At 54.3% G+C, this 14,326-nt stretch carries 14 protein-coding genes; 10 read left to right on the top strand and 4 right to left on the bottom strand.

Annotation, left to right across the window (positions count from 1 at the left end):
* Positions 1–345: 345 nt before the first annotated feature.
* A complete protein-coding gene (acs, locus tag ACI7MX_RS00290; RefSeq protein WP_314487852.1) occupies positions 346–2,301 on the bottom strand; it encodes an acetate--CoA ligase in 1,956 nt (651 codons plus the stop codon).
* 414 nt (positions 2,302–2,715) lie between these two features.
* Between acs and ACI7MX_RS00295 the strand changes: the two genes are divergently transcribed.
* The 4 genes from ACI7MX_RS00295 (at position 2,716) to ACI7MX_RS00310 (ending at position 5,613) form a co-directional block, all read left to right on the top strand.
* Entirely contained in the window at positions 2,716–2,979 is a 264-nt protein-coding gene (locus ACI7MX_RS00295) for a DUF2790 domain-containing protein (protein ID WP_314487849.1), read from the top strand.
* Between the two features lie 90 nt (positions 2,980–3,069).
* Entirely contained in the window at positions 3,070–3,288 is a 219-nt protein-coding gene (locus tag ACI7MX_RS00300; RefSeq protein WP_314487846.1) for a heme utilization protein, read from the top strand.
* A gap of 512 nt (positions 3,289–3,800) precedes the next feature.
* Positions 3,801–5,048 carry a ribonucleotide-diphosphate reductase subunit beta gene (locus ACI7MX_RS00305; RefSeq protein ID WP_405586418.1) on the top strand — a complete coding sequence of 416 codons (1,248 nt, stop codon included), beginning with the start codon at positions 3,801–3,803 and terminating at the stop codon, positions 5,046–5,048.
* A 247-nt stretch (positions 5,049–5,295) separates the two neighbouring features.
* Positions 5,296–5,613 (top strand): helix-turn-helix transcriptional regulator, encoded by a 318-nt coding sequence (locus tag ACI7MX_RS00310; RefSeq protein WP_314484742.1) that lies wholly within the window; start codon positions 5,296–5,298, stop codon positions 5,611–5,613.
* 27 nt (positions 5,614–5,640) lie between these two features.
* On the opposite strand, the gene ACI7MX_RS00315 is transcribed toward ACI7MX_RS00310, so the two are convergent.
* A complete protein-coding gene (locus ACI7MX_RS00315) occupies positions 5,641–6,681 on the bottom strand; it encodes an MBL fold metallo-hydrolase (RefSeq protein ID WP_314484745.1) in 1,041 nt (346 codons plus the stop codon).
* 141 nt (positions 6,682–6,822) lie between these two features.
* On the opposite strand from ACI7MX_RS00315, the gene ACI7MX_RS00320 reads away from it, so the two are divergent.
* The 5 genes from ACI7MX_RS00320 to alaC all read left to right on the top strand — a co-directional run bounded on the left by ACI7MX_RS00320 (position 6,823) and on the right by alaC (position 11,030).
* Positions 6,823–7,905, top strand: a complete 1,083-nt coding sequence (locus ACI7MX_RS00320) for a diguanylate cyclase (RefSeq protein WP_405586415.1) — start codon at positions 6,823–6,825, stop codon at positions 7,903–7,905.
* A 17-nt stretch (positions 7,906–7,922) separates the two neighbouring features.
* Positions 7,923–8,465 carry a DUF1003 domain-containing protein gene (locus ACI7MX_RS00325; protein WP_314484751.1) on the top strand — a complete coding sequence of 181 codons (543 nt, stop codon included), beginning with the start codon at positions 7,923–7,925 and terminating at the stop codon, positions 8,463–8,465.
* A 211-nt stretch (positions 8,466–8,676) separates the two neighbouring features.
* The gene (locus ACI7MX_RS00330) at positions 8,677–8,982 is read left to right on the top strand and encodes a PepSY domain-containing protein (RefSeq protein ID WP_314484754.1); all 306 of its coding nucleotides are present in this window, start codon (positions 8,677–8,679) and stop codon (positions 8,980–8,982) included.
* Between the two features lie 191 nt (positions 8,983–9,173).
* Positions 9,174–9,680 carry a GNAT family N-acetyltransferase gene (locus ACI7MX_RS00335; protein ID WP_405586413.1) on the top strand — a complete coding sequence of 169 codons (507 nt, stop codon included), beginning with the start codon at positions 9,174–9,176 and terminating at the stop codon, positions 9,678–9,680.
* A gap of 141 nt (positions 9,681–9,821) precedes the next feature.
* The gene (gene alaC / locus ACI7MX_RS00340) at positions 9,822–11,030 is read left to right on the top strand and encodes an alanine transaminase (protein ID WP_314484760.1); all 1,209 of its coding nucleotides are present in this window, start codon (positions 9,822–9,824) and stop codon (positions 11,028–11,030) included.
* Positions 11,031–11,084: 54 nt separating this feature from the next.
* Here alaC and ACI7MX_RS00345 read toward each other — a convergent pair whose 3' ends face one another.
* Both ACI7MX_RS00345 and ACI7MX_RS00350 read right to left on the bottom strand, forming a co-directional pair.
* Positions 11,085–12,437: a GntP family permease gene (locus ACI7MX_RS00345; RefSeq protein WP_314484763.1), complete on the bottom strand. Its 1,353-nt coding sequence runs from the start codon at positions 12,435–12,437 to the stop codon at positions 11,085–11,087.
* A gap of 85 nt (positions 12,438–12,522) precedes the next feature.
* Positions 12,523–13,056 (bottom strand): gluconokinase, encoded by a 534-nt coding sequence (locus ACI7MX_RS00350; protein WP_405586410.1) that lies wholly within the window; start codon positions 13,054–13,056, stop codon positions 12,523–12,525.
* A 229-nt stretch (positions 13,057–13,285) separates the two neighbouring features.
* On the opposite strand from ACI7MX_RS00350, the gene ACI7MX_RS00355 reads away from it, so the two are divergent.
* Positions 13,286–14,317, top strand: a complete 1,032-nt coding sequence (locus tag ACI7MX_RS00355) for a LacI family DNA-binding transcriptional regulator (RefSeq protein ID WP_314484767.1) — start codon at positions 13,286–13,288, stop codon at positions 14,315–14,317.
* Positions 14,318–14,326: the final 9 nt, after the last annotated feature.

Raw genomic sequence — 14,326 nt, forward strand, 5'->3', positions numbered from 1 at the left:
TTCTTCAATGCGACAACAAATTACAGATGCACCGAAAAAGGCGACTCTAGCAATTGACAGCTCTTCAAATTCATGCAAGAGCAAAAAACATACAACCTAAGTGATTTGCAAATAGCGGGCCTATTATTCGCAAAGCCTTCTATTCCGGCAAGTGTAGCGTTTCATCTTATCTCCCATCGCCCCTCAAACCGCTCTAAAACAGGGCTTTTGGTGTCTCTATGCCACACATTGGCGCAGCCGGTTACACCGACAGGTAACATCCTGCACACCTTTAACCCCCACAATCCCCAAAAAAAAGCCCCGCCAGGCTGTGCCGGGAGGGGCTTGATCAGACAAAAAAGGACGTTACGCGACCTTCATGCCTTTATGGGTATCAATCAAGTGCTGCACCACACCCGGATCAGCCAAGGTGGAAATATCACCCAAACCGTCGTACTCACCGGTTGCAATCTTGCGCAAAATTCGGCGCATGATTTTGCCCGAGCGGGTTTTTGGCAAACCCGGCGCCCATTGAATAACATCCGGCGAAGCGATCGGACCGATTTCCTTGCGTACCCAGTTTTTCAACTCAAGACGCAAGGCTTCGCTGGGTTCTTCGCCGCCGTTAAGGGTGACGTAGACGTAGATGCCCTGCCCTTTAATGTCGTGAGGTACACCGACGACGGCCGCCTCGGCGACTTTAGGATGAGCCACCATTGCGCTTTCGATTTCCGCCGTGCCCATACGGTGGCCGGAGACGTTCAGCACATCATCCACACGACCGGTAATCCAGTAATAGCCATCTTCGTCGCGGCGGGCGCCATCACCGGTGAAATACATGCCGCTGAACGTCTTGAAGTAGGTGTCGACGAAGCGATCGTGATCACCATACAAGGTGCGCGCCTGACCCGGCCATGAATCCAGAATGACCAGATTGCCCTCGGCCGCGCCTTCAATAAGATTGCCCAGGTTATCGACAAGCCCCGGAACTACCCCGAAGAAAGGACGCGCCGCAGAACCCGGCTTTAGTGCGTGAGCCCCAGGTAACGGGCTCATCATGCAAGCGCCGGTTTCGGTCTGCCACCAAGTGTCCACGATCGGGCAGCGCTCTTTACCCACGGTGGTGTAGTACCAGTTCCAGGCCTCAGGGTTGATCGGTTCACCCACTGAACCCAGCAAGCGCAAACTGGAACCGTCCGCGTCTTTAACGGCGGCCTGCCCCTCGGCCATCATCGCGCGAATGGCGGTTGGCGCCGTATAGAGGATATTGACCTTGTGTTTGTCGACGATTTTCGACACACGGGTGATGTCCGGATAGTTCGGCACGCCCTCAAACAGCAGCGTGGTCGCACCATTGGCCAAGGGGCCGTAAACAATATAGGTGTGTCCGGTGACCCAGCCTACGTCCGCCGTGCACCAATACACTTCGCCCGGACGGTAATCGAAAACCCGCTCGTGGGTCAGCGCCGCATAAAGCAGGTAGCCGCCTGTGGTGTGTTGTACGCCTTTGGGCTTGCCCGTGGAGCCGGAGGTATAAAGGATAAACAGCGCTTCTTCAGCGCCCATTTCTTTAGGGGCGCAGTGTGTCGAGGCCACCGCCATCAAATCGTGGTACCAGATGTCACGGTGCTTGTACCAGGCAATGTCGCCACCGGTACGCTTGAACACGATGATTTTCTGCACGCTTGAGGTATCAGGGTTGGTCAATGCCACATCGACGTTGGCTTTGAGCGCTGTACGCTTGCCGCCACGCACACCTTCATCGGCGGTGATCACCACTTTGGATTTGCAGTCAATGATGCGGCCAGCCAAGGCTTCTGGCGAGAAGCCGCCGAAGACGACCGAATGAATAGCGCCGATGCGGGTACAGGCCAACATGGCCACCACGGCTTCGGGCACCATCGGCATATAGATCGTCACCACGTCACCACGGTGCACATCCTGTCCCCGCAACGCGTTGGCCAGTTTGCAGACTTCTTCGTGCAGTTCACGGTAGGTGACATTACGCTGCTCGGAAGGGTCGTCGCCCTCCCAAATAATTGCGATTTCATCACCGCGCTCGGCAAGGTGGCGATCGAGGCAGTTGTAAGAAACGTTGAGAGTGCCGTCCGCAAACCATTTGATATCGACATGGTGGTCGTCAAAAGAGGTTTGCTTGACGGTCGTGAACGGCTTAATCCAGTCGAGACGCTTGGCTTGCTCGCGCCAGAACCCGTCGGGGTTGACGACGGACTGCTGATACATCGCCTTGTAAGTCGCCTCGTCGGTCAGCGTATTGGCGGCAACATCCGGGCGTACGGGGTACAGGGAAGCGGCACTCATGTCTCATACCTCAATGTTTGTAGTTGTTGTTTTCCCTTGTTGTAGCCGGGGCGTGGCGCGACTTCCATTCGACGTTGGTAGTAAGCAATCGGTAGAAAACCCATAGCTTTTGCAGCGACCGCTCAAGGACAGTACTTACAGCCGTATCACCCTCAGTGCATGTCATGAAAAACATGCCGGACAAAAGGCTGCCCGACCTGATTATTGCAAGATCTGTCAACAGTCTTTATCAAAAGTCCCTCTATATACCCGTACGGCACAGGCATAAAATTCATCTCGCCCACCAAGGCACTGCGATTAACGCAAGTTACTGCCCCCACGAAGGTAAGTTTAGTCGCTCTTTATGACTTAGTTTTACACGCAGCCTCACAAGGGTTGCGTGACCCTACTCGACCAAATTAAAGGTATCGATCAATGAAAGCGTTGTTAGTTCTGGCCCTCAGCAGTGTGTGTTTTACCGCCATGGCTGATGAAGTTAACACTCCAGTTTCCAGCCAGCCACCGGCTGTTGAGCACTACTCTTACTCTTCCGAACTGGACATTGCCAAAGTGATTTCCATGAGCGAAATCCCCAATGTCTGTGAAGTCGTGCCGGCGCAAATGGTCTACGAAGACTCCCAGGGCATGAAACATACCCTTGAATACCGCGTCATGGGTAATGGTTGCTCCAACGGTTAATACCAACTTTGTAGACTGCAACTAATAGTTTTTTATATACATCACTCGGGCGAACTCATCATTAAACGCCCCCTGTCAGGACATCGATAAATGGATCGCTCACTGGTATTGGCCATAGGCATATCGGTATTGGCAAGTGCGTCTTTCGCGGCGCAAAGTTACGAAAGCTTACAGCACGTGACGGTTTCAAAAGAGGGTGTGGAGAACTCCCACTCTGTCTTTTATGTTGAAGACGGTTATGACAGCACACGCTCTGCCGCCTTTGCAGAGGATGGTTATGACCGCACGAACGGTCATCGTTTAGGCTGATACCGCATCGACTTAACGCCCGGTTTCGACCGGGCTTAGTCAGCCTGATGTAAAACTCGCTCCACTCCTACTCCACTTCTCCCCTGCTTCCTGCGCACAACCCTTGTGCCGCCTGCCCCACGCCTTGAACTTTCTGCAGACCGAATCTCGTCCAGCCCCAGCCCTGCCGAAGCCCAGCCTGAAATTAGGTCATTTCGTCGCATCCTAGCAAAAAAAACTGGCTGAAATACCCTGTACAAAAGCCGTATACTGGCGCCTTCCTAAGGGGCAGCAATATCCCTTAAGCGGGTTGTAAGCCACGCGCGCCCGGCCTTGTGGGCCGAGGTGAGATGCAACACATACCGCATCCCCTCAGCGGCAGCGGGACAACCCCCGAATAAATTCATGTTTTTGCGTGCGTACATCGCTACTGCAGCAACATTTCTTAGATCCAAGTGGCCTATGGCCGTGTGACAACCAAACATTCAGTGTTACCACACGGGCGCAGGCCCTCACGCAGGAGACGACACGTCATGCTGAGCTGGGACGAATTCGATAAAGAAGACGGCGAAGTAGCCGCCAAAGGCGCCAATGCTGGTCACGCCACAGAAGCCAACATGGACCGTCTGGACACTGCTGGCGGCGTTGCGGCTCAGGAAGCCCGTGTCGTCACTGCAACTGACTCCGAAGCGATCAAACGCGCCAAGGCTGCACTGGACGACCTGGACATCGCTGAAGGCCTGGCGGAACTCGAAGGCGCCAGTGCCCGTGTAGCCGTTGACGAAAAGATGATGATCAACTGCCGCGCTGACCTTAACCAGCTTGTACCGTTCAAGTACGACTGGGCCTGGCAGAAATACCTGGACGGTTGCGCAAACCATTGGATGCCGCAAGAAGTCAACATGACCGCCGATATCGCCCTCTGGAAAAACCCAGAAGGCCTGACCGACGACGAGCGCCGCATCGTAATGCGTAACTTGGGCTTCTTCTCCACTGCCGACTCCCTGGTTGCCAACAACCTGGTGCTGGCCGTGTATCGCCTGATTACCAACCCGGAATGCCGCCAGTACATCCTGCGTCAGGCGTTCGAAGAAGCGATCCACACCCACGCTTACCAGTACTGCATCGAATCGTTGGCCATGGATGAAGGCGAGATCTTCAACATGTATCACGAGATTCCATCGGTTGCTAAAAAAGCCACCTGGGGCCTGAAGTACACCCGCTCCATCTCCGACCCGAAATTCGAAACCGGCACCGTCGAAACCGACAAAGAGTTGTTGCGTAACCTGATTGCTTACTACTGCGTGCTGGAAGGTATCTTCTTCTACTGCGGCTTTACCCAGATCCTTTCGATGGGTCGTCGCAACAAGATGACCGGCGTTGCAGAACAGTTCCAGTACATCCTGCGCGACGAATCCATGCACCTGAACTTCGGCATCGACGTGATCAACCAGATCAAAATCGAAAACCCGCACCTGTGGGACGCCGAAATGAAGGAAGAAGCTTCGCAGATGATTCTGCAAGGCACTCAACTGGAAATCGAATACGCACGTGACACCATGCCACGCGGTGTATTGGGCATGAACGCTGCGATGATGGAGGACTACCTCAAATTCATCGCCAACCGCCGCCTGTCGCAAATCGGCCTGAAAGAAGAGTATCCAGGCACCACCAACCCATTCCCATGGATGAGCGAGATCATGGACTTGAAGAAAGAGAAAAACTTCTTCGAGACACGGGTTATCGAGTACCAGACTGGCGGCGCATTGAGCTGGGATTGATCCCTGACTCGCTGTTCGTCAACGTTTAAAAGGGTCGCCTCAGGGCGGCCCTTTTTATTGCACGCGGTTTATCGAAAACATTAATCGAAAATTTAGACCATGACTCGGACTGTACTCCGCCTGAACCGGGCCACGGGCCATGATTCTCCCTCAGCATCGATCAGAAAAATGAGTTTGATGGCCGCACAAAACAACTGTATAAAAACACAGTGTATTTTCAAGCATCGACTCAGCCCGGAGAATCCCCATGCCCAACTCAGCCATGCGCAGCACATTTGAGCGCATCATCATTAATCAATTTACTGCACTGCACTGCGCGCAAGCCCGTGAAATGCTCGGTTGGAGCCTCGAACAACTGAGTCAGCAATCAAAGGTTTCAGTTCCCGCCATTCAACGCTTTGAGGCCGGAGAGGCAATACGCGATGTCACGCGCCTGGCGTTGGCATACAGCCTGGAAGCACAAGGTCTGGTCTTCTTTCCAGGGTTCGCACCTGGCCGGGGCGGCAACATTCGGGGTACAACCCCAGACCCGATTGGCCGCGAAGACTTCGCCCTGATCGAGTAACGCCTCCCCCAACACTGCCCATTGTGCCTACTTGTGCGAGGGAACTGCCTGGGCCTGCGCATCAAGCCACCAGGCACGCCCCTTGTGCGGCTTAAACAGATTGAAGGCCTCACCCATCACTGGCGTTGTAATGAGCACATTACGTTGCTCTGCCAACGCCACGATACGATCAAATGGCTCATGCCAGGCATGGAAAGCCAAATCAAAGGTGCCGTTGTGAATCGGCAACAACCAGCGGCCTTTGAGGTCAATGTGAGCCTGCAAACTCTGCTCAGGCTGCATGTGTACGTCGGGCCAGTCGAGGTTGTAGGCACCCGTTTCAATCAAGGTCAGGTCAAAGGGACCAAACCGTTCGCCTATTTGTTTGAAACCGTCGAAATAACCCGAATCCCCGCTGAAAAATATCCGCACATCATTGATGATCATCACCCAGGACACCCACAAGGTCTGGTTGTGGTCAAACAGTCCTCGCCCCGAAAAGTGTTGGCTCGGTGTCGCGATAAAGCGAATACCTTCGAGCTGCGTCTCCTGCCACCAGTTCAATTGCTGAATTTTTTCATGCGCCACTCCCCACTTCACGAGCAGGTCACCTACACCCAGCGGCGCCAGAAAATGTCGAGTTTTGGCTGCTAACTGCAACACTGTTTTTTGATCGAGATGGTCGTAATGGTTGTGCGAAAGAATCACAGCATGCAAAGGGGGCAGCTCTTCCAGACTTATGGGCGGAGCATGGAATCGCTTGGGACCAGCCCACTGAAAAGGTGACGCACGTTCGGCGTACACCGGGTCCGTCAGCCAAAACTTGCCATTGAGTTTCAACAACATCGTTGAATGGCCAAGACGGTAAACGCTGTGGTCCGCAGCCGCTTCAAGCTCTTGACGGGTTAACGGCCTGACAGGAATAACATCGGCTGGTCGGGTATTGGCGGGTTTATGAAACAACAACTTCCAAAAAATAGCCACGGTTTTGAAGAGACTGAACGCGGGCGTGACTCGCTCATTTTGAAAGCGCCCTTGATGCTCCTTAGCAGGCTTAAGGTCCTCATTATCAGACGCGTTAAATGGCATATGGCTACTACCCCTCGACGGAAAAATATAATTGCGCTTGCTTTTAACACCCGGGAGCGTCAAAGGTGATTTCATTCCACCGGGCTGGTGCAGTAGTGGGCATAGCCAGGCTTTGTGCCTAAACATATTGCGCAGATAACTATGGATAATCAAAGAGGCAAAGGCTTGTCGTTCGCACGGCGGATCTATGCACCTAGGGCCATTGGCTCGGGGTTTGGCGGACTCGCACTCATCGCTTTTCTCTACCCGCTAGACATCCCGCTATGGACGTGGGTGCTGCTGCTGGCCAATGCGTTGATATGGCCGCACCTGGCTTTTCAGTTGTCATCCCGTTCGGCTTACCCTTACAAAGCTGAGCGCCGTAATATTTTGCTCGACTCATTGGGCGGGGGATTTTGGGCGGCAAGCAGTCAGTTCAACCCCCTTCTCACTGTCATCATCGTATCGATGATGATGATGCACAACGTCGCCGCAGGAGGCCCCAAACTGCTGCTGCGTGGAGTAGTGGCACAAGTCATCGGCGCGCTTGTTTCCTGCCTGCTTTTTGGTGCCACTTTGAACACCCACACCTCTAACCTTCAAGTCTATGCCTGCCTGCCTGTGCTGATCCTTTATCCCTTTTCAGTCGGTATGGTCAGTTATGGGCTGGCGATCAAACTGGCAGAGCACAAAAGCACACTTAGAGCGTTGAGTCGCACCGACAGCCTCACCGGGCTGCTCAATCACGGCTCATGGAAAGACCTCTTGCAGCTGAAATTCCTAAAGTGCCAGCAAAACCAATCCACTGCCACACTTGCACTGATTGATATCGACCATTTCAAACTCATCAATGACACGTTTGGGCATCTGGTGGGCGACGGTGTGCTGCGCCAGTTGAGCAAGGAGCTTCAGCAAAACCTGCGCGTTGAAGACTTGGCCGGACGCTACGGCGGGGATGAATTTTGCATCATTCTGCCCAATCGCTCGCTGCACCAGGCCAAGGAAATAATGGAGCGAGTGAGCCAGGTATTCTGTGACTTCAGGCTCCCCGAGGAACCCGAACTGCGGGTGAGTCTTAGCGTTGGCCTGGCGTCCTATCGACTTGAATATGAAGACGCGTCTGCGTGGCTCAATGAAGCCGACAAAGCGTTGTACATTGCGAAAAAAACAGGCCGCAACAAGATCAGCACCGGTGCCGCAGACATGCTTTTGAATTCAGCACCGATTGATCCTTTAAGCACTTGAAGCGAGACTCAACGCGTATGAACACTTCCCACGCTGACATAACGAATACAGCTCAGACAGGCAAGAAGGTTGATCATTTGCGCTTCCATCGCGCCCACGCGCATCTGGAGCCCACATTTGGCAATGACACCTTTGCCTTGAAAGCCGAGGCCTTTGCCCGTTTTTTTGGCACACCCACCTTCCTCGGGGCTCAAACCCTGATCGTTGTGATCTGGGTTTGCCTGAACCTGTTTGGCGTGACGCACTTTGATATCTACCCCTTCATCCTTTTGAACCTGGCCTTCAGCCTGCAATCAGCTTATGCAGCCCCCTTGATACTGCTTGCGCAAACCCGTCAGGCGGCACGGGACAAAGCTCAGTCGGATGCCGACGCCCAACACCGTGAAGCGCTGGCCGTGGCCAATACAGAGCGACAAGCCGCCGCCGCACAAACCACGGAAAAAATAATGGAATTGCTGGAGCAAAATACTCGTTTAACCGAAATAACCAAACAGCTCACCGAGCGAATAGAGAGCCTGACCTCGCAAATGCATCAGCACTTTGTGCGCAAGGCTCCATAGGGTCTGAACTAAATGTTTTGGAGTGGAGGTACGGCCAGGTCGCGCGCAAGCCTATTTCAATGCTGCATTACCGACCGCCGATACATTTCGAACCGAGCCCACTGCAACCCGCCCCCCTTGAAAGTTAAAGATAAGGCTCAAAATTAAGGATGAATTAAGTTGCGACGGTTAACCTGAGCCCACTTAAACAACTCACCCAAGAGGGTCAAACATGAAAGCACTTAATGTACTGTTCGCCGCAATGACGTTGACACTGGCTGCAGGCGTTGCTCAAGCCGATGTGCGCCCTGACAAGATTCCGGACTTGCTCCAATCGAAACAAATCAAGCCTTTTGAACAACTTAATCAAATTGCTATTCAGCAACACCCCGGCGCAACCATTACCGACACTGAACTGGACAAAAAGCTGGGCAAACTTGTCTATGAAGTTGAACTGCGCGACAGCAAAAATATCGAGTGGGATGTAAAAATCGACGCAGCGACTGGCGAAGTTCTAGAGAACAAACAAGACACTTGAGATCCCTCGATGCCCGCCGCCTTGTTCTTCATGAACAAGGCGGTTTTTTTATGCTCAGTGCTCAGAGAACCTGGACTGACCGATGGGAATATCTGTATTTAGCACCCCGATGAGTAGACACTAGCGTTTATTTCTCTAGGTCATTGTCTTTTGCCTCTGACTGCCCATCGTTTCTCGACAGAACCCTGCGCATGAACACCCGCCTCTGTGCCTACGATCTCCTGACACCCGAGCAACGCGTGCAATTGCATGAAGTTAAGGTTCATGCCGAACAAATTGCTTTCTGCGGCACGGTCGAATCCGCACTGCACTCTCTTCTACGCCAACCTCATCCCGCCATTACAGCTTTTGTATTACTGGTCGATGATCGGCCCGTCGCCTTTTTGCTGCTCAAGCGCTACCCCTTTTTAGCGCATTGGGCTGACGCTGACAGTGCCACTTTGCATGCACTCCAGGTCGACGAACGCTTACAGGGTCATGGGTTGGGTAAAATCTGTCTGCATGCCCTCCCCGACGCGGTGCGCCAAATCTGGCCGGAGATACGCCAGCTGATGCTTTCGGTCAGCCCCTTCAACGCCTGCGCGCTGGCCTTTTACCTGAGCCAGGGCTGGGTCGAGTCCGGCGACGCCTATCGCGGTGAACGGCGTCTGATTTTTACACTGCCCCCAGTTCCGGGTGAACATCAACAGGCAAGCTAAACGCGTGGTTTCACCCTTGGGGTCGCTGCAAAACTATCGCAACTAGACAAAAAGCCATCATTGCCCTTATTGTTTTCCCCAGACCACCGCAGTGGTCGCGTCGCTCGGACGGTTCCGGGCGCTTACGTATCTGAGGCACTTATGGCAGACCAAGGTTCGCCGCGACGCTTTGCGCGCATCGATCGACTCCCCCCTTATGTTTTCAATATTACGGCCGAGCTGAAAATGGCTGCACGGCGCCGTGGTGAGGACATTATCGACTTCAGCATGGGCAACCCTGACGGCCCGACCCCGCCGCATATTGTCGAAAAGCTCTGCACCGTCGCCCAGCGTGAGGACACGCACGGCTACTCCACTTCACGAGGCATCCCGCGCCTGCGGCGAGCGATTTCTCGTTGGTACGCCGACCGATACAACGTTGAAATTGACCCGGAACAGGAAGCCATCGTCACCATTGGTTCCAAGGAAGGTTTGGCGCACTTGATGCTGGCCACTCTGGATCAGGGTGACACCGTGCTGGTACCAAACCCCAGCTATCCGATTCATATTTACGGCGCCGTGATTGCCGGCGCCCAAGTACGCTCGGTGCCGCTGATCCCGGGCGTCGACTTCTTTGCCGAACTGGAAAAAGCCATTCGGGGCTCGATCCCCAAGCCTAAAATGATGATTCTGGGGTTTCCGTCCAACCCGACGGCGCAGTGTGTCGAGCTGGATTTTTTCGAACGCGTGGTGGCGCTGGCCAAACAGTACGATGTGCTGGTGGTACACGACTTGGCCTACGCCGACATTGTGTATGACGGTTGGAAAGCCCCTTCAATCATGCAAGTTCCGGGCGCCAAAGACATTGCGGTGGAGTTCTTCACTCTGTCCAAAAGCTACAACATGGCAGGCTGGCGTATTGGCTTTATGGTGGGTAACGCCGAGCTGGTCAACGCATTGGCACGTATCAAGAGTTACCACGACTACGGCACCTTCACCCCGCTGCAAGTGGCGGCGATTGCGGCATTGGAAGGCGACCAACAGTGCGTCAAGGATATTGCCGAACAATACCGTCAGCGCCGTAACGTACTGGTCAAAGGGCTGCATGAGTTGGGCTGGATGGTCGAGAACCCTAAGGCGTCGATGTATGTCTGGGCCAAGATTCCAGAGGCCTACGCACACTTGGGCTCACTGGAATTTGCCAAAAAACTGCTCGCCGAGGCCAAGGTCTGTGTCTCACCCGGCGTAGGCTTTGGCGAATATGGTGACGATCACGTGCGCTTTGCCCTGATTGAAAACCAGGATCGAATTCGTCAGGCCGTGAGGGGGATTCGCGCCATGTTCCGCGCAGATGGCGTGAGCGCCGGTTAAACAGACTGCAGGAGCGGCTTGCTGGCCAAGCGCGCTCCTGCAGGTCTACGGTGGTTAGACCACCAAAGACAGCAGCAAGATAAAGATCAAACCTACCACCGACAGAATGGTTTCCATCGCAGTCCAGGTTTTGAAGGTTTCGGCCACGGTCATGTTGAAGTACTGCTTGACCAGCCAGAACCCCGCATCGTTAACGTGAGACAAAATCAACGACCCTGCCCCTGTCGCCAACACCAGCAGTTCGCGATTCACGCCCGGAATCATGTCCACCACCGGCAACACGATACCTGCACCCGTAATGGTCGCCACGGTGGCAGAACCGGTCGCAATACGAATGACCGCCGCCACGAGCCATGCCAGCAGAATCGGCGAAATTTGCGCGTTTACCGCCATATGGCCGATGACGTCACCCACCCCGCTGGCGACCAGCATCTGCTTGAAACCACCGCCCGCACCAATGATCAAAATAATCGCGGCAGTCGGGGCCAAACTGGCGTCAAGCAGCTTGAGAATGCGCTTGGAGTCGATCCCTTGACGCGCACCAAAGGTGTAGAGCGCCAACAGCAACGCCAGCAACAGAGCACTGATCGGGTGACCGATCATGTCCATCCAGACCCGGAAAAAGTTGCCATCCGGCAAAGCAACGTCCGCGAACGTCTTGAGCAACATCAGAAACACTGGCAACAGCACGGTGATCAAGGTGATCGAAAAGCTTGGCAGCGTGCTGGATTCGGGCTCACTGGCCAGCTGATCCATCAACTCCTGAGAGGCATGGCCCGGGATGTACTTGGCGATAAATGTGCCATAAATCGGCCCGGCAATGATCGCCGTAGGCAACGCCACGATCAGTCCGTAAAGGATGGTCTTGCCAATATCAGCACCGAACACGCCAATGGCCAGCAATGGGCCTGGATGCGGCGGCACCAGGCCATGCACTGCCGACAAGCCGGCGAGCAACGGGATACCAATTTTGATGATCGACACACCGGTACGGCGCGCAACAATAAAGACCAGCGGAATCAGCAACACAAAGCCAATTTCGAAAAACAGCGGGATACCAACCAGAAAGGCCGCAAACATCATGGCCCACTGCACTTTATCTTTGCCGAAGGCACGGATCAGGGTTCGCGCGATTTGATCAGCGCCGCCTGAGTCGGCCATCATTTTGCCCAGCATGGTACCCAGCGCCAGGATGATACCGACAAAACCCAGCACGCCACCAAAGCCGTCCTGGAACGATTTGATAATCAGATTGGCCGGCATGCCTGCTGTCAGCCCCAGAAACGCGGACGCGATGATCAAGGCAATAAACGGGTGCAACTTGAATCGGGTGATCAAAACGATCAGGCCGATGATGGTGACCACTGCATCTAACAGCAGAAAGGTATTGTGAGACATGCCTAACATGGGGCTTCTCCTGACTTGTTCTTGTTATTTAGGGCGAATGTACAGCCGTAGCTGAGTCGGATAGCGCTATCTATTTGAAACAACTTCATGAGGTTGCCGGTACTCTGTGTTTATCCCACCAAGAGGCGGCAGTCTTCGCCAACTCGTCGATGTCCATTTTCGTCGCGTCCAATGTCAAGACAAGGGGTTCACCCGTTGGCGACTCCAGCGTGGCGAACTGACTGTCAATCAACGTCGAAGGCATAAAGTGCCCTGGACGATGACTCACGCGCTCTGCAGCAACCTGAGGGGTGAGTTCCAGAAACACGAAACCCAAACCATCGACAGCGTTACGCAAACGCTCGCGATAACGCAATTTGAGTGCCGAACAGGTCAGAACTGGACGCTCACCGCTCTCAACGGCACGACGAAGTTCTACGCACAGGCTGTCAAGCCAGCCGGCGCGGTCTTCGTCGGTAAGGGGAATGCCGGCACTCATTTTTTCAATGTTGGCCGCAGGGTGAAATGAATCACCTTCAATCTGGATGGCGCCATTGCGATTACATAACGCCTCGCTCACGCTGGATTTGCCGCAGCCGGCAACTCCCATGATGACCAGGGCAGTGATAGGTTGACTCATGAAACACCTCAGTCCGTAGACAGCGCTGTCTTTATTCATGCGTTCAATACTTGAAAGCAAAGCACAAAGCACAGGCTACCGACGTCTAATTCTCATTTTTATGGGGAGACGCGGTATCGCTCTCGACATACAAAGCTGGGGTAGTAAGCCTGCACGCAATCAGGCAATTGCGGGCACGCGCGGACAGCGCTACCTTAGTGACTTGTTTTTTGTTTGGCAAGCCACCCCGATGACCTCCTCTAAAAACGATAAAAACACCCGAACCACGGGGCGCCCCACCCTTAATGAAGTGGCCCGGCTCGCAGGCGTCAGTCCGATCACGGCATCGCGTGCCTTGCGCGGAATCAGTAGCGTGGCCACTGAGCTGGCCGAAAAAGTACGCAAGGCGGCGAGCGAACTCAATTATGTGGTCAATCCCGCAGCCCGGGCGCTCGCCTCGGCGCAAAGTCATTCCGTCGTGGTGTTGGTGCCATCTTTGTCCAACCTACTGTTTATCGACACCCTCGAAGCCATTCATGACGTGTTGCGACCCAAGGGCTTTGAAGTGTTGATCGGTAACTTTCACTACTCCCGCGATGAAGAAGAAAACCTGCTGCGCAACTATATGGCTTACCAGCCTCGCGGCTTATTGCTGACCGGCTTCGATCGCTCTGAAAGCTCACGCCGCATGATTGAAAGCAGTAATGTGCCCTGCGTGTACATGATGGAACTGGACGCCGGGGCAGGGCTAAATTGCGTGGGGTTTTCCCAGATCAAGGCGGGTGAGACCGCGGCACGGCATTTGATTTCACGTGGCCGTCGGCGCCTGGCGTACATTGGCGCGCAACTTGATCAGCGCACTCTGCTGCGTGGCGAAGGCTACCGTCGCGCGTTGCAGGAGGCCGATTTATATAACCCTGATCTCGAAATCCTGACACCACGCCCCTCCTCTGTCGGCTTGGGTGGCGAGTTGTTTTTGCAGTTGCTGGCCAGCCAGCCTCAAGTAGATGCAATCTTTTTCGGCAATGACGACCTTGCCCAAGGTGCCTTGCTGGAAGCCGCCCGGATCGGCCTTAAAATCCCTGAGCAAATCGCCATCTTGGGCTTCAACGACTTGCCCTCATCAGAGTTTATGGTGCCGCGACTCAGCAGTATTCGCACGCCCCGCGAAGCAATAGGCCGCCGGGCAGCAGAACAGATGCTGGTGCTGATGGCCGGTAATAAAGTGCCCGTTCCGGTGCAGGACATGGGCTTTGAATTGATGGTGCGCGAAAGCAGCTAAAGGCTTGCG

The sequence above is a fragment of the Pseudomonas sp. 2024-210 genome (genome assembly GCF_045062345.1).
Classification (GTDB): Bacteria; Pseudomonadota; Gammaproteobacteria; order Pseudomonadales; family Pseudomonadaceae; genus Aquipseudomonas.

Excerpts from the sequence above, each read along its gene's own strand:
- ACI7MX_RS00355 (WP_314484767.1), top strand. The coding sequence starts at position 13,286 with ATGACCTCCTCTAAAAACGATAAAAACACCCGAACCACGGGGCGCCCC.
- ACI7MX_RS00330 (WP_314484754.1), top strand. The coding sequence starts at position 8,677 with ATGAAAGCACTTAATGTACTGTTCGCCGCAATGACGTTGACACTGGCT.
- ACI7MX_RS00300 (WP_314487846.1), top strand. The coding sequence starts at position 3,070 with ATGGATCGCTCACTGGTATTGGCCATAGGCATATCGGTATTGGCAAGT.
- ACI7MX_RS00320 (WP_405586415.1), top strand. The coding sequence starts at position 6,823 with ATGGATAATCAAAGAGGCAAAGGCTTGTCGTTCGCACGGCGGATCTAT.
- ACI7MX_RS00315 (WP_314484745.1), bottom strand. The coding sequence starts at position 6,681 with ATGCCATTTAACGCGTCTGATAATGAGGACCTTAAGCCTGCTAAGGAG.
- ACI7MX_RS00350 (WP_405586410.1), bottom strand. The coding sequence starts at position 13,056 with ATGAGTCAACCTATCACTGCCCTGGTCATCATGGGAGTTGCCGGCTGC.
- ACI7MX_RS00335 (WP_405586413.1), top strand. The coding sequence starts at position 9,174 with ATGAACACCCGCCTCTGTGCCTACGATCTCCTGACACCCGAGCAACGC.
- acs (WP_314487852.1), bottom strand. The coding sequence starts at position 2,301 with ATGAGTGCCGCTTCCCTGTACCCCGTACGCCCGGATGTTGCCGCCAAT.
- alaC (WP_314484760.1), top strand. The coding sequence starts at position 9,822 with ATGGCAGACCAAGGTTCGCCGCGACGCTTTGCGCGCATCGATCGACTC.
- ACI7MX_RS00325 (WP_314484751.1), top strand. The coding sequence starts at position 7,923 with ATGAACACTTCCCACGCTGACATAACGAATACAGCTCAGACAGGCAAG.
- ACI7MX_RS00345 (WP_314484763.1), bottom strand. The coding sequence starts at position 12,437 with ATGTTAGGCATGTCTCACAATACCTTTCTGCTGTTAGATGCAGTGGTC.
- ACI7MX_RS00310 (WP_314484742.1), top strand. The coding sequence starts at position 5,296 with ATGCCCAACTCAGCCATGCGCAGCACATTTGAGCGCATCATCATTAAT.
- ACI7MX_RS00295 (WP_314487849.1), top strand. The coding sequence starts at position 2,716 with ATGAAAGCGTTGTTAGTTCTGGCCCTCAGCAGTGTGTGTTTTACCGCC.
- ACI7MX_RS00305 (WP_405586418.1), top strand. The coding sequence starts at position 3,801 with ATGCTGAGCTGGGACGAATTCGATAAAGAAGACGGCGAAGTAGCCGCC.